Raw genomic sequence first — 17,495 nt, 5'->3', positions numbered from 1 at the left:
AGATTTCTTACTAAACCCCGAGCCAATCTTTGAGTTCGGGGGTTTTATTTCTGCTGATTATAATCTCTTCCTCAACCGGCGGCAAAAGGTTTACGGTGACCTGCCCTTTAAAGTAAGGTTCCAGATCTTTGACAGCATTTACATTGGTAATAAACTGCCTGTTTAGCCGAAAGAAGATTTCAGGATCAAGTATTTCTTCCAATTCCGAAAGCGTGAAGTTCACGATGTATCGCTTCTTTTCGTTAGTCACGAGCCATACCAGCTTATCACTTGCCATAAAATAGGCTATCTCGTTGGTGTTTAAAGGGAATAACTTCCTTCCCAATTTCACCAAAAAGCGTTCTTTATAATTTTTTTCCTGAAAAATCTCTCTCTTAAACTTAAAAGAAGGCACCTCTTCAAAGCTCTGCTTCATTTTCTTGTATTTCTCGAAGCCACTCTCAATATCCTGCCGGGAAATAGGCTTTACCAAATAGTCGATGCTGTTCAGCTTAAAGGCTTTAAGTGCATATTCATCATAAGCCGTGGTGAATATAACAGGGGTGTGGATTTCAACTTTATCGAGGGTTTCAAAACAAGGTCCGTCAGCGAGCTCGACATCCATAAAGATCAGATCTAAATCTACATTCTGAATTACGGATAATGCCTCTTCCCCGGTCTCTACCGCTGCAACGATATGAACATCAGGATACACTTCTTTGATATTTTTTGAAATCTGCTTCCTTGCTGGTGCTTCGTCTTCACAAATTAGCACATTCATGGGGCCTCCATACTTAAAATTGGAATTTGTACGATGAACTCATCTTTGGTCTTATTGACATAGACCTCTTTTTCTGTAAAGTATTTGAAACGATCAGAAATATTCTTTAAACCCACTTCTGTACTCTTAATTGAACTTCGTTTGGGCTGAAGGTTATTCCTGATTTCCAGCCATTCGTCTTCTATTACTTTGATAGCAATATTCATAGGATTTCTGGATGATATCTCGTTGTGCTTAACCGCATTTTCCACCAATATCTGTAATGTAGCGGACGGTACTTTATAATTACCATGACCATTAAGGTTAATTTCACAGTTTAGTTTTTCGTTGAACCGAATTCGAAGCAAGAACAGATATTTTTCTATGAATTCAATTTCATCTTTTAAATAAACCAATTCTTCGTTCTTCTGATTGAGCACGTACCGGTAGATATCACTCAGAACATCCAAATATTTCTGAGCCAGCTTTGGATCCTCATCAATTAAAGCACTGAGCACGTTGAAGTTGTTGAACAAGAAATGTGGACTTATCTGTGCTTGCAAAACACTCAGCTTAGCTTTGGCATTTTCCTTCTCTAAAATTTCATAGTCCAAAAGCGATTTTTTCCACTCTTTTATGATGACATCCGCATTCACAAAGGCAGCGATGGAAACTGAAAAACTCAGTGCGAAAAGGTTGTACTCAATCAAACCCGGAAACCAAACCCCCATATCCCAGATGGTCTGATATAACAGCACCATAACCGGATTAACTATTGCCGGGGTCAGGACTGCAGTTAAAGCAATTTCAGCCCAAAGGCGTTTTTTTACGTTAAATTTCCAGGGGATTTTACCTTCTAGCCAGCGACTTTTGAGAGTATGAAGTTCAAAAAGACAGATGAGAATCAAAAAGACTGCACATGAATACTCGATATGGGCATATGCCGTCATGTCCGCAAAATCGTACCCTCTGATGAGATATAGAAAGGTATAAGAAGGAGTTGCTAGTACTGCAGCTATTATTGCTCGATTTTTAAGAGTATTAAATCTCATTTTTCTGTCTTAAGGCGAAATATTTTTAGCGCCGGCCATTCGTTAGTTTTTGGCTGATTTTCATCATCATAATACCCCCAGGGGCTGTTCGCAATATAGAATAATTCCGAATTTACCCAAGTACCCAGTGTAGGCTCTTCCATGTCCCCACGGGCCTGATCAGGAAATGATAAACTTTCCGCAATTCCATACCCCTCTGAGTCAAGTTTGATGTGCGCAATGCGTTTCGGTGTTGAACCATTTTGGAGAATGTAGAGCTTATCATTTTTCAGGTAAATGCCATCTCCTCCTCGCAGCCTTTCATTCTCATTGATGAAAGGTGTGATGGCTCCGGTTGCCACTTCTATTTTATATATGCCTTGAATGTAGTCAGAAACATATAACGCTTGTTCGTCATCCGAAAAAGCCAAGCCCTGTAAGTTCCACCAATCGTTATTTTTAAAAGCTTGGGTTAGGGAATCACCACTTTCGTCAATGGTATATATTATTGGATTGTTACTGTCGGTGGTATAAAGCTTGCCTTGAGATGAAAGAATCAAGTCTCCGAGTAACTGACCTTCACTATTAGGTTTGTAGGCCTTCAGAAGCTCACCGGTCTGGGCATGTAATTTTAAGACAGCCGATTTTCCTGCTAAAGCATCCTTATATCCTGAGAATAATGAAACTGCAGATGTTGTAACCCAGAGTATTTCATCATCTGTGGGATCTACAGCCACTCCCATTGCTGACCAATACCCAAGTTCTTTTAAGCTTGCCAGCAATTCAATTTCGGTTCCTGATTGGTTTACTCTATATATATGTCCCTCTCTGATATCTGATATATAAAAGACATCTTGTTTAGCATGGTAGGCTATTCCCTCAGGATGAAAGCCAGCTTTTTCTATTTCAAAAGCCAAATCGCTTGTCGCCTTTGTAGTTTGATATGACTTCACCATTTCTTCCAGAACATACCAGTCCTGAGAATGAAAAAGACTATTGAAGTCGGTGGTATCGAGAACATTTACCGAAGCATAAAAATGCGTTAGTACCTCAAGTGTTTTTGCAGCCTCCTTGTCCTGATTGTTTAACGCATAACTTTTAGCCAAACTATACATTAATGACGGGTGGTTAGGCCGAAGCGAATCCGCCTTTCTTGCATTCTCTAAATAGGACGGATAGTTCTTAGCCTCCAGAGCAGCCATACCCTGCCTGTGATACTCAACGTAATCTTGTGCCTTTAAAACCGCAGATGAAACAAGTGTAAGAATGAGCGCTAAAAAAATACCTTTCATTATAATTATATAGGTGATCTGTTCATGTTAATGGTAGCTATAAAGACTAAGGTTTACCTTTCTTATCAGACCAAATGGCACCTTTGTTGAATAAACTCATAAATGAGGGGGCTGAATAAATAATCTGATTTGGTTCGATCTCAAATCAACCTCCAAAAGATACAAATGCAGGTCTAAGCATTAATTTCCTCATCCTCAAAAAATGCACCTTCAACAGTACAAATAACCATTAGAAACTCTTAGCCGAGCAGAGGTCTGGTTTATACAGAATATTAGTCTCAATCATTAATAATTGAGCATCATGAAACTATTCTTGAATTCTATTTACTCTAAAAATTCGGCTTTAAAAAACCTGCTTGGTTTATGCTTTTTAGCGGTCTTTATTTCGGGATGCCCTGACTCCCCCGTTTCCGACATCTGCAATAATGAGTCTTGCAGGGGAAGCCTTCAGGATTACCAACTGAATAATGGAATGCAGGTTACGGTGTATACCCCAAGCGATTATGACGAATCAAAAGCTTACCCGCTGCTGATTCTCAATGATGGCGAGACCGTGTTCCCGCCAAACCCAAGCAGTATGGCTGTTATTTTTAATACGTTGATTGATGAAGGTATAACCGAGCCTTTCTTGGCAGTAGCTATATATAGCGGAAGCCAAAGAAATAACTGGTATATCCCTTATGAGGATGAATGGGTTACCAATAACTGGGGCGCCTATGAACCACAAGCTGACCTTTATGCCGAACAGATTTTTGAACAGGTCATACCTTCTCTGCAAATGGAATATAATATTGATGAAAATGAAGTCGGTATTTTAGGGTATTCCCTCGGCGGATTAGTTTCAACGTGGATGGGTCTTAAATACCCTGATAAAATCAAATACTCAGCCAGTCTTTCCGGATCATTCTGGGTTGCTGATTATGCGATTTTTGATGATGTTGATGGTGATTACAGCAATGGTCAAAAATTTTGGTTTGATATAGGCACCAGAGAATGGAACTACTATGTACCGCTTTATGCCGAACTTGAAGATGCCGGAGTTGAGCCTGGAATTAGAAACTTATACTACGAAGTTCCGGGTGGTAGTCACCAACAGGTAGATTGGCTGGAACGCATACCCTTTCCGCTGACCTTATTTTTTGGGACTCAAGAGCCGGAACAAGAAAGCATGGATGTTGTGCTGGAATGTATCCCCAGCCAGAGTACAGCAGGACTTTTCTTTAGACGAATGAACCCAATCATTACACTTTCTAACGGTGTCAAGTATTCACTTGCTCAAACTGCGTCATATACACTTCAGTCGGGGGAAGTTCAGCTTGGTATTGAAGGTAGTTTTAGAAATAATCCTGACATGGAAGCTGAAGTATTGGTGGAATATGAGTCTTTTTCTGATACTGTCAGTATCCCCAAAGGATTCTGCCCTTAAAACAGGAGCTTATTATTGATTGGAAATGGGAGGATCAGGTGATTTAGCGGTGTCTTTGAAGAACAACTCTTTTTCTCCACTGTAGTAGCTTAAAACAATCTTCCGGAAATACGTTTGCCCTTCCTGATCCTGAATGTCTTGAGCTATTGAATCCCCAATATCTTCTATGAACCCAAGATGGGTATATCGAACTCTAATTTTAGGATTATCAAATTCCACACATTGAGGGTACGCTAAAATCCCACCCTGTAATTCACCGAAAAGGGTAGCTGAAACTCCAATTGGTGTCCACCTCGCTTCCAATACCTCTGTTTCAGGATCGTATTCAATATTGCTGTTTCTTTGAGTCCAAAACCACTGAGTTCCCAGTTGCATGCCTACTTCAATTTCCAATTCTTCTCCAGCCTCAAGATCAATGTTGGTGAACCTGACTTGGAAGACTTCGTCACAATGCACAAGGTCTTTTGAGAGTGAAACGCTGCTCTTTTTTGGGGTCACCGTGATCAAGCTATCCCTGAAACCATCCTCATCTTCTAACGAAATTTTATAGCGTGTATCATAGTTTATGGAGTCTTGGATTCTGAAGTTATGGGTGTAGAGGCTATCAAAAACCCTGAACTCGTCCTCAAGTAGTTGTGAGGCTCCCGTATTTAAATTAGTGAGGGTAATGTCAGCTCCTAAATCTTTGGTGGCGATGGTATTTAACAAATCATTCGTGTCGTGTACACGAATGTAATTTGGAGTATCCAACATATTTAAAGGGCCATAAATGGAGTAAGCTTTCCCTTTATCAGCTATAGGTTCAATAGGGCTGTCACAGCCTGAAATACCCAGCAGAGCCACCCACAATATCATCCCGTAAACAGCAGCCTTCATGTTCTTTTTTAGTCCTTTTTCTTTTCTGACTCAATGTAGCCTTGAAGGACAAAAATGTAAAAAAAGGAAATCATAAACTATTTAAGGAGAGTAAAACTATTTTCAGAGTTAAGAATTTAGCTAAGGTAGTTTCTAATTAAAAACAGTTGAATCTATGGTGACTTCTGTGCTTCCCTTATATTTGCTAAGTACTACCTGGTTAGGCGTATAAAGCTGATCGAATTCTAGTTCATTTGGGGCATTAGGTTGGACCTCTTCCATGTAGCCAACATGAGTAAAGCTAAACTTTATTTTATCACTCGAAAACGTACTGCACGTTACCCAATCAAAAGGACCAAAGATGAGTTCAGACACATAGTTTGGACTCCAGCCCATTGTTAAGGTATTCGTTGCGCTGTTGTATTGTCGGAAATTAGCCGGACGTTTTGTGTACATCCAAGCAACTCCAACTTTAATCCCAACCTCGGTTTCGATACGTTCTCCTGCATTAAGATCGACATTTGTAAACCTGAGCATAAAAAGCTCCCCACATGACACAGAATCCTGAATAACAGTCAGTTCCGTTTCTTTTGTTGTAACAGAAATTACACTATCCCGATATCCATCCTCATCTTCTAACGAAAATTTATAGCGGGTGTCGTATTCAAGTGAATCCGGAATCTCAAAATTGTGGGTATATAAGCTGTCAAAAACTTTGACTTCATCTTTCAACAATTGGGAAGCGCCGGTGTTTAAATTTGTCATAGTAACCTGAACCCCTAAATCCTTTGTCAGATCAGGGTTTAACAGGTCATTGGTATCGTGTACTCTTATGTAGTTTGGTGTTTTCTGAATATCCAAAGGCCCGTAAATAGAGTAAGCCTTGCCTTTATCAACTATGGGCTGGATGCTGGTATCACAGGCTGATAGTATTACCAGCAGTAACATTGTCAATACTACGTACAACGATGTTTCTTTACGTTTTCTCATCCTCTTGTGACTTTATCAGTCTAAGTTCAGACTTACAGATGCGTATGGTAAAAACCGAGACTGATTGACCACTTCAAATTCTACTACATCCAGGTAAAAAACATTGGTTCGGTCATAGACATTGATGGCTCCAAGTTCAGCGCCGATCTCGAACCTTGGGTTAATTTCAAAAAACCGTTTTGCTGAAATATCTAACCGGTGATAGACGGGTAAGCGCTCGGTATAAGGTTCATCATAGTAGGCATCAGTTATACCCGGATCTCTGATGGGATCTTGATCGGGGATATTTAAGCGCAGATCGGTGGCGTATATCTGGGTGTATGGTAAACCACTTCCAAATTCCCATCCGGCACTTAAGGTGGTGCCTTTAACATTATAGTTTATGTACGTGTTGAATTTATGTCGCTGGTCGTGTGCCGGCGTATAGCTTACCACTTCGTTACCCAGCCACTCGCCCAGATTGCTACCTACTGCACTATATTCCACTTTCCCAAGCCCATAGCCGGCATACCAGAACAGAGGTCCGTTATTGAATTCCAATCTAAAATCCATCCCATAGGTTTCGCCATCTGCTAAAATAATTTCCGTTTCTACTCCGGTCTCCTGAGTCCAAAGTGGTACGGGTGTGTTTTGATGATCTTTGTAATAGGCTTCAACATTTGTGGTCCAGTATCTTCCGATCTTATTCTGCGCACTCACAATAGCATGAAAAGCTGATGGTAATGGCTCCCCTCTTCTCGTTGATCGATAGATAGTAAACGTTGATCCTGCATCCCTCTGATCCGTTATCCCCTCCATGGTCTGAGCATATATCCCTGTAGCAAAGCTCAGCTCCATTCTGTTATTCTTTAAGGGATTGTATTGAACTCGCACCCGAGGTTCTAAAGTTGCTTCACTTTCTGATGCAAATTGAGTTCCAATTCCAGGTTCTATTGCAAGCCATCGGCTGGGCTGCCACTTGGTTTTGGTATAGAGCTGCACTACCCCATCAATGATATCAACGCCATCATCTATGCTTGTGAACCGTTCATCGGCCCGGGCCTTATAACCCTGCATTAAAATATTGATGCCATAATCGATTCGGAGGTTGAGCAATTCTTCCTGCATATCTAACCGAAGATAACCCTGAGTTACATCGGCATCTCGTTCAGTTACAAGTTCACTTCCCTCTGAATTATTGAAATTTGAAAAGCCCATAGAAACTTCAAACGGGTGGTCGAAAGTCTCATCAAAACCAAAACATCGTAGTCCCGCTCCGGTATTATACCAGCTTAAGGTTTGATTTCGGGTTTCATTTATTTTCCCTTCATCTCCTGTGAGGATCATACTGGCGCTGCAGTTAAATTGGCTTCCCTGCAGGGTGTACCGGGCGATCACATCATAAAATTCCATCTCCTGTTTCTCAGTACCTAAATATCCCGAAAACCCATTGATCGTAGATTTTCGGCCACTTAGCACCAACGATGATTTACCTTGTACAAGCGGACTTTCAACAAATACCGTTGACATATATGGACTGAATGAAGCGCTCCCACCTGATCGATTATAATTTCCTGTCTTCAGGTTTACATCTATTACTGCTGAAGTGGAACTCATGTATCTGTTGTCAAATCCACCGGCCATAATTTGAACATCATTGACTGCTTTTTCCGGAAAGGCTGAAAATAAGTTTGAAATATGAAAGGGCTTTATCAATGGGATGTTATCAACCAAAACCAGATTCTGTGCCGGTGTTCCGCCCCTGATGTAAAGATCCCCACCTTGATCACCCGTGCTGATTACACCCGGCATGGTTTGTATGTAGGCCATCAAATCGCCTTCAAGACTGGCAGAGGGAAGCCTGCTTAAATCTTCTGCTCTAACTCTGGTGATACCCACTCCGCCTGTGCTATTTCCTTCCCCAATAACCTGAACTTCCTGCAGTTCGCCAACCGCTTCCTCCAGTGTCAAGCGATATACTTTGGTTTCGCTTGGTTGTATTTCATAATACTCTTCAAAGGTTTCAAAACCGATAAATGAAATCCTGACCCGGTAGGTACCGGCACTAAGTCCCCTGAATTCCACAAAACCATCTCTTGTTGTAACGCCGTAATCGGTATACTCTTCTTCATCCCCCTCAAAAAGCAGAACATTAGCACTTACTATTGGCTGTCCACCTTCTTCAGATACCACGAAACGCAGAATAGAGCTGGATTGGGCTGCCAAAGTTGTAGTGGTGAAAAGTGTAACAATGAAAAGGTAAACAAATCTCATACTGCTATTTCGTGGATACAAATACTTAATGGATTTTTCGTGAAGGCTCATTATAAAAAAATATCCCTTACAACTCTCTATCAACATATACAGTTCTCGTAACTTATTCATAGCATTTCCATGCGATGGTCAACTTTTTACCAATAGTGTGGCATATTATACGCACGAGTTACTACTCCAAAATCGGCATTTCAAACTTTAGTGAATTTAAACGCTATTGAGGCGTTAGGCCGTATTTGGTAGCTTCTTTAAAAGAAAATAAACGAAGAGATGATATGGCGGATACAATGACGATTAGTCCAAACGAAGTGCGTTCAGTTTTAAGCAAGCATATGCTAACAGATGGATATGAAATGGTGCTTGATCTTGAAGAAAGTGAAGGCGCCTACCTGTATGATTCCAAGTCCGGAAAACGGTATCTCGATTTCTTCACCTTTTTTGCTTCTAATCCACTGGGAATGAATCACCCCAAAATTGCCGGGGATGATGACTTCATGTCTAAGCTTGGGCGAGTGGCCATTAACAAGCCATCGAATTCTGACATCTACACCAAAGACATGGCTGAGTTCATGGAATCTTTTGACCGAGTCGGAATTCCTGATTACATGCCCTACTCTTTTTTCATCTCTGGAGGAGCATTAGCCGTTGAAAATGCCATGAAAGTTGCCTTTGATTGGAAAGTGCAGAAAAACTTTCAAAAGGGTTATCGTGAGGAAAAGGGCCATAAAGTCCTTCATTTTGAAAAAGCATTTCATGGGCGCTCGGGATACACGCTCTCTGTTACCAATACGGTTCCCAATAAAGTAAAATACTTTCCGAAGTTTGACTGGCCAAGGGTTATCAGTCCCGCCATGACTTTCCCTGCAACCAAAGAAAATATTCAGGAAACCGTGCAGCAGGAAGACCTGGCTATTACACAGGCAGAACGGTATTTCGAGCAGTTTAAAGATGATATTGCCTGCATTCTGATTGAGCCGATTCAGGGTGAAGGTGGAGACCGACATTTCCGTCCTGAATTTCATCAGGCGCTAAGAGATCTTGCCGACAAACATGAGGCTTTGCTTATTTATGATGAGGTACAAACCGGTGTTGGTATGACTGGGAAATTCTGGGCGCATGAGCATTTTGTGAAGCCGGATATTCTTGCTTTTGGGAAAAAAGCTCAGGTCTGCGGCATCCTTGCTGGCAAACGTGTTGATGAAGTAGAAACCAACTGCTTTCACGTTTCATCCCGAATCAATTCAACCTGGGGTGGTAATCTCGTTGATATGGTCCGGTTTGGACGAATACTCGACATCATTGAAGAGGAAAATCTGGTTGATAATGCAGCCAAAGTCGGCAACTACCTGCAGACTCGTTTGGAAGCGCTAGCTGACAATCACGAATATTTCTCCAATCCTAGAGGTAAAGGCCTCTTTTGCGCCATTGATTTACCGGATACTCATTCCAGAAATGCAGTCATAAAAGAATGCATGAATAATGGACTAATGATCCTATCCTGCGGACCTAATACTGTTCGGTTCAGACCACCACTTACTATTACTCAGGCTCAAATTGATGAAGGACTGGATATACTGGAAAAAGCATATAAGACTTCACTAGACAAATGCCCGGTTGCTGATTAGTTTCAGAGCTGTTAATCTAACTTATTGACAACCGGTTCAGAGTTTGTTGATGCAACCGATTCTATCTTCCAGTTTCCATCTTTCTGTATTCTGTATACCGCAAGCCAAGCAAAGTGGACGCTATCTCTAAGTATTGTTCCATTGTCGTCTGGATACCTAACAATAACGTCTTTCTGAACGATAGTATATGCAAGGGAATGATCATCGGAAAAACGAATAATGGGCTTTTCTGTATCATCCCACTTTTCAAACTCTACGGAAGCAAAATATCGGTCATACCTGGCCTTATGTTCCTCGAAGCTCTGCTGTGATAGCTCTCCTCGGTTTACAGATATAAAGTCATCTGTAAGCTGACCTGCAAACTCTTCTGACATTTTTTGAAAGTGATACTCTCGCTGTGCTTCATGCATCTTCATGATCTCTTTTTCATGAACCATTCTGCTTAATTTCTGGTCTACACATGAAGTAAGGATCAGGCTAAGTAATATATATTTAATCATAGAAATCGATTTTATCTTTCTTCTATCTGAACGGTTATTTCTGAGTATTTAAATGTGAAAACTTTTTCCCCGTCAATAATCCGGATCAATTCTGGTACTCTTATCCCCTCTTTCGTTGATGTCCAGGAATCAAAAATCGTGGTTATCGTTTGGTTATCTTCTGAATTCAAACTGTATTTCAAAGGTTTGTGATCAGCATTTGTTATGTACTCAGTTGAGTATCCAGAACCAGCACTCCCGAAAAACTTAATCTCGTCTTTTTTTTGAATCACTGAATCGATCTCTTGAAATAAATATTCTGGCTGTAATGCAATTCGTACGTAGTCATGCATTCTGCCAAAGAAAATCATGAACTCACTTATGCTCTCACCTTCTGCATCAACTCCTTCATCACCATTTATTTTTAATTCAACTGGTTCATCACGATAAGAGAATTGTTGTTTAAAGGTTAAATGACCTTCACTGCTTTCAACTTTGGTGACATAAGCCCCATCAGGACCTTTGCATTCTGCAATGGAATGGATGGTCAGGCTTAATCCTGCTACGCCCATTCGTTTCTTTATCTCACTAAAGTGTTTTGAGATAGCTTTTTCATCCTTTGTTAATTTCGGGGTCTGTGCATATAACTGTTCATTTATAGCAAAAACTAACCATCCCAAAAGCAATAGATATTTGAGTACTAAACTCAGCTTCATTATTCTAATATTCCATTTTGGTAAACTGGATATTTTCCATTTATAAACATCAAGTGATAAAGGCTTGATTAAGAGAATACTCGATTTCTATTCGTCCATTAAATACTTGTATGTACTCACTGTTTTTAATTCAGGGGTATTGTCTATCAAGTCTTCGAGGATCCATTTATGATTATCGCCTACAATCACCAAAAGCCGGTCGCCAGTTTCACTTATTTTCAACAAGTTTCCCATCATACGTATGTTACGCTGGTACCAACGTCCAAGCCAGTCTGGCCCCATCCAGTTATCACCAATGCCTGCCCTTAGTTCGTACATATGCATCCGGTAGGTATTCTGCTGCTGGGCCTCTGGTGAATTCAGAAGCTTAATTCGTTTGTATAGAGGAAGTGTTTTTTTCAGACTATCGTTATATGAAAAGGCTGAAATAATCTGATCAATGTGTTTTCTGGCGAATGCTGAGTCGTTCTTAGCTGCATATTCGTTGAATTTCGAAAATGTGAACCCTTCCAATGATCCAATGAACTCAGGTTTATTATCGAACAGATAAATGGAGCCATGATTCATCCTGTGTGCCATCTTAAACCCAAGCTGGTACGTCTCATTTGCCAAAGTATCAATAGAAAATGAACCAGCTCTATAATCTGTATAAATTTCGTTAAAGTGATCCTTGAATTGAGCTTCTTTTTCTATCACAACTTTAGTTGGACAAAACTTTTCCAGAGCATCTAAAATCTTATCAATCTCAAGCTGATTCTCTTCCGATAATTCATCGGTTTCTGATTCCTGGGCGAAATGATACGAACCGACAATCATCACCTTTGAAACAGGCTGAATGGTGAATACTTTTAGTTCAGGCCTGTCTTCCTTTTTCTGACACGAATACAAGAATCCTGCCAATAAAATACATACTAACCCTATCCTTGGATTCATTCTTTAATCTCCAAAAATTCGTTTATAGTTATGTCTTGCATAATTGTGACTTTTCCTGAAGGCCAATTAACAGTTATCTCATCAACTTGAGAACAATTTCCTAAACCAATAATCTGTACCAAATCAGCTTGTGATCGCCATGTGATTTGGGAGTAAACCCCTTTTGAATTGGTTTTCAACTGTCCGTTTTCGGTGCATTTTGCACTGATTTTTGCACCTATAGCAGAACGGTTTGACTCCCTACCCTCTAATTTTATTTTTATCCAATTCCCCGGTTTTTCGTATGTATTTATATAGACTTCATTTTTTTCAAAATCACCTCTCGAATTCGGCCATTGTGGGATTATGATATCCGGCTTACCATCATTATTGAAATCTCCACTGGTGATAGTAGATGCGAAGAAAATCCGATTATGAAAGGCTGTATTTACAAGCAGCTCGAACTCAGCCCCCTTATTCTTGAAAAGTTGTACCCCACTTCCCCAATTAGCAATCGCTATATCCTGATCTCCATCGTTATCAAAATCATCCATCAAAGTGCCGTAAGTATGGCCTCCAACAGAGGTGAGGCCATCTTTTTCAACAAACTCAAAATTTCCATTTCCATTATTTACATAAAGGAAATTAGCCCCTCCCATAAGTGATGTTTGATAAATATCCAGATCACCATCATTGTCAATATCACCAACGGTACCGGTACTTTTAGGAAATGAAAAACGCTCAGCCTGTGGCGTTTCAAGCATATACACATCAAATTCCCATTCACCTTTATTAAAATAGATGCGATCTTTTTGAAGCCGGTAGGAAGCATATAGGTCCGGGAGATTGTCTCCATTAAAATCCCTCCACAATCCCCCAATTGTAGAAGCGGTATCTTTTGTTATTGGCGTGTTTGCTACCTTTGAAAATTTTTCGTTTCCGTCATTCCTGTACAAAAAATCAGGTTCCTGATTACTGATCCCACCATTTGCTACATACAGGTCTAAATCACCATCATTATCAATATCTGACCAATTGGCTGAATAGGAATAGCCCGCATCATTGCTGACTATTGAATGGGCTACCATCTTGAACTCGCCTTCTCCCTTGTTTACAAATAGAGCGTTATTCTGGGACTGTTGATTAGCAATAAATACATCTATTAGTCCGTCGTTGTTGAAATCACCCCAAGTGCTTCCTGATGAAAAGAACACATCATTAGATAAGATACTTTCTTCATTCAGGGCAAATACCCCCTTTCCATCATTAAGATATAAGCGATTTTTTTGAGGAACTGGGGGAGATGAACTAACATCATACCCATTGCTGACATAGACATCCAAGTCATTATCGTGGTCAACATCAATTAAGCTGATACCACCGGTGCTTTCTTTTCCATTAAGTGGAGAGTGTTGTAGGTAATCGAATTTAATTGAGCTTTGATCTAAAGGGTTATAGACCTCTTTTCCTATTGAAGTAATTGACCATGCTAGTAAAGCTATAGGTATGGCAGCTACTAAAACCCCCAAGCAGATTTTCATCTTCATTCTTAAGCCTTTAATTATCTTTAATGTTTACTTCTATTTCTTTCAAAGAAAGGCTGAAGAAATCGGTGCCAGTATGTTCAAGTTTTTGACTGCTTGCCCATACCAGCTTATTCGATTTATATAGAATTCTTGGGTTCAAGTCTGAGCCGGTGGTATTCAAGGCTTTCAAGTTCGTTGGCTCTGACCAATCACCGGTGGTATTCTTTCTACTGAGATATAAGTCTCCATAAGGCGAACTCCCATCTGCTCTACCAGAGGATTCAAAAATAATCCACTCAGCATCCGGAGATATAATTAGGTTCCATTCGCCAGAGGGTGAATTTATAGAACCCTCCAAAAGCTCGGGTTTTGAATACTCTCCTGTCCCAATAACTCTGGACATATAGATATCGCCGAGTCCTAAGCCCTCTTGCCTTATAGAGCTGAAGTAGATATTCCCTTCCTTATCAGTTACAGGACTTGCCTCGTACCCGGGAGAGTTTAGCGCCTCGACAGCTGAAGGTTTGCTCCATTTATCTCCATTTTTAGTCATCATGAATATATCCGGATCCGATTCACCTGACTTCCCTTGATAAGGTCGGTTGCTCACAAAAAAGGCTAGTTCACCATTAGGGCTAATAAATATGCCTGAATCAGACCAGGGGGAGTCCTTGTCGCTAAAATCTGCATATCCGGTATTAATCCATTTTTCATCTTTTTTGACGTACCTGTGAATTTTTGAGGGTGGATTTACTCTGCTTCCCCACTCCCCATCATGCCGAACCACATAGGCTACGTTTTCATCAGGAGTAAATGCAATTCCGTAATCAACTTTTTCTGTTGATAGTGTACCCTCACCAAAAAGAGTGAGGACTGATTGCAGAAGTATCACTTTAAATATCATCATAACTCTGACTGGCTTTCCGAAACTTCATTTAAATTTCTTTCAATAACGGTTCGCATTCTGGGAGGCATATTTCCGACTTCCAGTGCTTTTCTATAATTGAATATGGACAGTTCTTTTCTCCCGTCTTCTTTGGCAATAGCGCCCAGAAAATAGAATACTTGATAACTTTCATCATAAACAGAACCAAGCCAACTCAGCATATCTATGGCTTCTTGTGTTTTTCCATCCCGGGCATGGAGGCCATATGCATAAGTACGAATAGCTTCTTCAGGTAACCGAAACCGAAATCCATACTCCTGAGCATTCTGTTCATAAACAGAATGAATCTCATCCTTACCTCCTTTTGTCCAAGCTGAGATAAGTGCTCTTTCAAACTGCTCTACAGGGAATAGTTTTTTCAATCCTTCATGAAGCGTGATGGAGACGTTGGTAAAATGATTTTCTCCCTCATGGATATCAGAATAGAGCTCAAGTTGCTCTGCATGTCCACTTTCATTTAGGAAATTGATGTACTGCTCTATGGCCTGCATGTTGGTTCGGTCGTTAGTTCCTGCGGTTGTATATACAAACGGCTTACTGTCCAAATCATTAAATGAGTAAGAACCATACATATATTCATCTTTCCACCAAACGCTTGGGCTGACGGCTATATATCCATCAAAAAGTGTTGGTTTTGACTTTAGAGTATAAAGTGAAAACAATCCACCAAAGCTATGTCCGAATAAGATTCTCTGATTTGAAAGGTTGTATTCTTTTTCCATGTGGGGAATGAGTTCTTCCTCTATAAATTCAAGAAACTGCTTGGCTCCTCCACTGCCCGGATATCGCTGATCATGTTCAGTTGGGGTGAAATCTTTAGTTCGATTGATATTATTTAAGCTCACAACTGCCATGTCAGGAATACGGCCCCATCGTATAAAATGCCCAACGATTCCTGATGCTAGTTCGTGATTCCATTCCCCATCTAATACATATAAAACAGGTAATGGATCTTTAACTGAATCAGGTAAAAAAATGCTTCCTGTTCGCTGCTCACCTAATATTTGGGAGCTTAGCTCAAAGTTATCCCCTTTATAATCTAACGCTTGCCCAAAAGCAGCTTCAGGAAATATGCTTGATATGAATATTAATAATGGTAGTATCGTTTTCATCGGGCTCTTAAGTAGTTGGAGTTCTGTATTCAATAGTAGCCATACCATTCCTACAAAAGATCAGAGTCAGTGTTTTAAAGTGCCGATTCATTCAAATTTCGGGGCACTTTATTTTGTGTGTGCGAATCTTCTTGCCCCTGATCAACTAAAGCAAACACGATGAACTACACCGTTTTAAGATCTACTGTTATTATTAATAGGGCAATCCATGCTGTTTGGGATGCTGTAAAGTTCCCCCGTGATATCAAGCGTTATCATCCGCTTATAAAAGAACCCTACATGACTAGTGATAAACAATCAGGAAGGGGTCAAAAAGATACTGCCAATTAAAACCCATGGGAACCATGGAAGAATTAATCTCTGAATTGATAGGTGGTGAATTAATTTAGACCGAAGTAATAGGCGGAAAGATGCTTCCGCCTTATTCATTTATGAGAGGGATTCTGAATTTAAAACCACTGTCTAAAGATCAGACAGAAGTATCATTGACCTTTAGCTATAAACAAAAGTTTGGTGCTTTTGGGATGCTCATGGATAAACTGCTGGTGCGTCCCCAATTCAGAAACACATCAGCAAGATATACCTCAGGGCTTAAAAATTACGTGGAAGACTAAGATCAAACCAACTGATGACTTTCAGGCTGAATAACCACTTCATTCATTACAGAACCTGAAGGCTGATTTACTGCGTAAAATACGGCATCAGCAACTTCATCAGGGGTTAGCATCATGTCTTTCTTGACCCGCATGTTTACTCTGTCATCATCCCAAAAAGCAGTGTCAACTCCGCCTAAATAGAGCAGGGAGAATTTTGTTTTACCGCGACGCTGTTCCTCAACCAGTGCTTTGGTAAACCCTTGGATGGCAAATTTTGATGCCGCGTAAACAGATGCATTCTTCATTACATATTTACCCATAGTACCGGGAAACATAACCACCGAAGTAGTCTCATCCTCGTTCATATTTTTCATCACGGTTTGGGTAACTAGAAAAGTACCGTACACATTGGTATCGATGATTTCTTTGGCATCTTTTGGATCAATATCCAAGAAGGGCTGGATGATACCCTGACCAAATGCATTGATGAGTATATCAATTTTACCAAGCTGACTGCTAATCTCTTCTGCCATTTTCTCTACTGAAGCTTGGTCTTTGGCATCGACCTCAATCGCGTAAGCTTCTCCGCCGGCATCATTAATTTCTTTAGCTACGCTTTCAACGTTTGTTTTATTTCTTGAAGCAAGAACCACCTTAGCCCCTGCATCACCAAATTTTTTAGCCGTTGCACTTCCAATTCCACCTGAACCGCCAACAATTAATACAATTTTATTATCCATAATATGATTTCTTTCTTGATAAATAGTCACACAAGAAAAGTGGAAATCGGGGTTTTTCGTTCCTAAAAATGTGAGCACGAAATAAGGTATCTGAAATTGTCATCCAGAGCGCATAAAGAGCCATACTAAACACAATTGTTTAACGCGAAGGATCTCAATGTATAATACAATTGAGTATTTCGAACTTTGAGACCCTTCGCGAAATACAATGTAACCCTTATTATATTTGATAAACGCTCTGGGTGACAACCGGGGGG

At 40.3% G+C, this 17,495-nt stretch carries 16 protein-coding genes; 3 read left to right on the top strand and 13 right to left on the bottom strand.

All coding sequences use genetic code 11. The annotated features are described in order from the left end of the window. Positions 1-10 precede the first annotated feature (10 nt). Genes CL667_13940 through CL667_13930 form a run of 3 tightly spaced genes read right to left on the bottom strand, consistent with a single transcriptional unit; the run spans position 11 to position 3,062 of the window. Positions 11-760, bottom strand: coding sequence for a DNA-binding response regulator (locus CL667_13940; GenBank protein MAL18800.1), 750 nt, complete (start codon positions 758-760; stop codon positions 11-13). Next, the gene (locus tag CL667_13935; protein MAL18799.1) at positions 757-1,791 is read right to left on the bottom strand and encodes a hypothetical protein; all 1,035 of its coding nucleotides are present in this window, start codon (positions 1,789-1,791) and stop codon (positions 757-759) included. The genes CL667_13940 and CL667_13935 overlap by 4 nt, the downstream gene beginning before the upstream one ends. Beyond that, positions 1,788-3,062 (bottom strand): hypothetical protein, encoded by a 1,275-nt coding sequence (locus tag CL667_13930; GenBank protein ID MAL18798.1) that lies wholly within the window; start codon positions 3,060-3,062, stop codon positions 1,788-1,790. The genes CL667_13935 and CL667_13930 overlap by 4 nt, the downstream gene beginning before the upstream one ends. A 301-nt stretch (positions 3,063-3,363) precedes the next feature. Here CL667_13930 and CL667_13925 point away from each other — a divergent pair, with 301 nt between their 5' ends. Then, the gene (locus tag CL667_13925; GenBank protein ID MAL18797.1) at positions 3,364-4,488 is read left to right on the top strand and encodes a hypothetical protein; all 1,125 of its coding nucleotides are present in this window, start codon (positions 3,364-3,366) and stop codon (positions 4,486-4,488) included. 12 nt (positions 4,489-4,500) lie between these two features. Here CL667_13925 and CL667_13920 read toward each other — a convergent pair whose 3' ends face one another. From CL667_13920 to CL667_13910, 3 genes are all read right to left on the bottom strand, one after another. Further along, on the bottom strand, positions 4,501-5,364 hold the full coding sequence (locus tag CL667_13920; protein MAL18796.1) for a hypothetical protein: 864 nt from the start codon (positions 5,362-5,364) through the stop codon (positions 4,501-4,503). 132 nt (positions 5,365-5,496) lie between these two features. Continuing rightward, positions 5,497-6,291: a hypothetical protein gene (locus CL667_13915; protein MAL18795.1), complete on the bottom strand. Its 795-nt coding sequence runs from the start codon at positions 6,289-6,291 to the stop codon at positions 5,497-5,499. A 57-nt stretch (positions 6,292-6,348) separates the two neighbouring features. Beyond that, a complete protein-coding gene (locus tag CL667_13910) occupies positions 6,349-8,697 on the bottom strand; it encodes a hypothetical protein (protein ID MAL18794.1) in 2,349 nt (782 codons plus the stop codon). Positions 8,698-8,861: 164 nt separating this feature from the next. Between CL667_13910 and CL667_13905 the strand changes: the two genes are divergently transcribed. Then, the gene (locus CL667_13905; protein ID MAL18793.1) at positions 8,862-10,211 is read left to right on the top strand and encodes an L-lysine 6-transaminase; all 1,350 of its coding nucleotides are present in this window, start codon (positions 8,862-8,864) and stop codon (positions 10,209-10,211) included. An 11-nt stretch (positions 10,212-10,222) separates the two neighbouring features. Here the strand turns inward: CL667_13905 and CL667_13900 are convergent, their stop codons facing one another. The 6 genes from CL667_13900 to CL667_13875 all read right to left on the bottom strand — a co-directional run bounded on the left by CL667_13900 (position 10,223) and on the right by CL667_13875 (position 15,950). Continuing rightward, positions 10,223-10,711: a hypothetical protein gene (locus tag CL667_13900; protein MAL18792.1), complete on the bottom strand. Its 489-nt coding sequence runs from the start codon at positions 10,709-10,711 to the stop codon at positions 10,223-10,225. A gap of 11 nt (positions 10,712-10,722) precedes the next feature. Further along, positions 10,723-11,406 (bottom strand): hypothetical protein, encoded by a 684-nt coding sequence (locus CL667_13895; GenBank protein MAL18791.1) that lies wholly within the window; start codon positions 11,404-11,406, stop codon positions 10,723-10,725. Between the two features lie 87 nt (positions 11,407-11,493). Then, positions 11,494-12,339, bottom strand: coding sequence for a hypothetical protein (locus tag CL667_13890; GenBank protein ID MAL18790.1), 846 nt, complete (start codon positions 12,337-12,339; stop codon positions 11,494-11,496). Further along, positions 12,336-13,865 carry a hypothetical protein gene (locus CL667_13885; GenBank protein ID MAL18789.1) on the bottom strand — a complete coding sequence of 510 codons (1,530 nt, stop codon included), beginning with the start codon at positions 13,863-13,865 and terminating at the stop codon, positions 12,336-12,338. Before CL667_13885 ends, CL667_13890 begins: the two co-directional genes overlap by 4 nt. A gap of 10 nt (positions 13,866-13,875) precedes the next feature. Beyond that, the gene (locus CL667_13880; protein ID MAL18788.1) at positions 13,876-14,751 is read right to left on the bottom strand and encodes a hypothetical protein; all 876 of its coding nucleotides are present in this window, start codon (positions 14,749-14,751) and stop codon (positions 13,876-13,878) included. Next, positions 14,748-15,950, bottom strand: a complete 1,203-nt coding sequence (locus tag CL667_13875; protein ID MAL18787.1) for a hypothetical protein — start codon at positions 15,948-15,950, stop codon at positions 14,748-14,750. The genes CL667_13880 and CL667_13875 overlap by 4 nt, the downstream gene beginning before the upstream one ends. A 362-nt stretch (positions 15,951-16,312) precedes the next feature. On the opposite strand from CL667_13875, the gene CL667_13870 reads away from it, so the two are divergent. After that, complete coding sequence (locus tag CL667_13870; GenBank protein ID MAL18786.1) at positions 16,313-16,516, top strand: hypothetical protein; 204 nt, start codon at positions 16,313-16,315, stop codon at positions 16,514-16,516. 2 nt (positions 16,517-16,518) lie between these two features. On the opposite strand, the gene CL667_13865 is transcribed toward CL667_13870, so the two are convergent. Continuing rightward, complete coding sequence (locus CL667_13865) at positions 16,519-17,238, bottom strand: SDR family oxidoreductase (protein ID MAL18785.1); 720 nt, start codon at positions 17,236-17,238, stop codon at positions 16,519-16,521. Between the last annotated feature and the right edge of the window lie 257 nt (positions 17,239-17,495).

Origin of the sequence: Balneola sp., assembly GCA_002694685.1 — a bacterium.
Taxonomy (GTDB): domain Bacteria; phylum Bacteroidota; class Rhodothermia; order Balneolales; family Balneolaceae; genus Gracilimonas.
Note: the sequence above shows the minus strand (reverse complement) of the source record. Positions and strands in the feature narration are given on the sequence as shown.

Bases quoted from the DNA above. Each gene is read 5' to 3' on its own strand.
- CL667_13935 (MAL18799.1), bottom strand. From the start codon at position 1,791: ATGAGATTTAATACTCTTAAAAATCGAGCAATAATAGCTGCAGTACTA.
- CL667_13905 (MAL18793.1), top strand. From the start codon at position 8,862: ATGGCGGATACAATGACGATTAGTCCAAACGAAGTGCGTTCAGTTTTA.
- CL667_13940 (MAL18800.1), bottom strand. From the start codon at position 760: ATGAATGTGCTAATTTGTGAAGACGAAGCACCAGCAAGGAAGCAGATT.
- CL667_13875 (MAL18787.1), bottom strand. From the start codon at position 15,950: ATGGTATGGCTACTATTGAATACAGAACTCCAACTACTTAAGAGCCCG.
- CL667_13925 (MAL18797.1), top strand. From the start codon at position 3,364: ATGAAACTATTCTTGAATTCTATTTACTCTAAAAATTCGGCTTTAAAA.
- CL667_13915 (MAL18795.1), bottom strand. From the start codon at position 6,291: ATGTTACTGCTGGTAATACTATCAGCCTGTGATACCAGCATCCAGCCC.
- CL667_13900 (MAL18792.1), bottom strand. From the start codon at position 10,711: ATGATTAAATATATATTACTTAGCCTGATCCTTACTTCATGTGTAGAC.
- CL667_13920 (MAL18796.1), bottom strand. From the start codon at position 5,364: ATGAAGGCTGCTGTTTACGGGATGATATTGTGGGTGGCTCTGCTGGGT.
- CL667_13870 (MAL18786.1), top strand. From the start codon at position 16,313: ATGCTTCCGCCTTATTCATTTATGAGAGGGATTCTGAATTTAAAACCA.
- CL667_13865 (MAL18785.1), bottom strand. From the start codon at position 17,238: ATGGATAATAAAATTGTATTAATTGTTGGCGGTTCAGGTGGAATTGGA.
- CL667_13885 (MAL18789.1), bottom strand. From the start codon at position 13,865: ATGAAGATGAAAATCTGCTTGGGGGTTTTAGTAGCTGCCATACCTATA.
- CL667_13880 (MAL18788.1), bottom strand. From the start codon at position 14,751: ATGATGATATTTAAAGTGATACTTCTGCAATCAGTCCTCACTCTTTTT.
- CL667_13910 (MAL18794.1), bottom strand. From the start codon at position 8,697: ATGAATAAGTTACGAGAACTGTATATGTTGATAGAGAGTTGTAAGGGA.
- CL667_13890 (MAL18790.1), bottom strand. From the start codon at position 12,339: ATGAATCCAAGGATAGGGTTAGTATGTATTTTATTGGCAGGATTCTTG.
- CL667_13930 (MAL18798.1), bottom strand. From the start codon at position 3,062: ATGAAAGGTATTTTTTTAGCGCTCATTCTTACACTTGTTTCATCTGCG.
- CL667_13895 (MAL18791.1), bottom strand. From the start codon at position 11,406: ATGAAGCTGAGTTTAGTACTCAAATATCTATTGCTTTTGGGATGGTTA.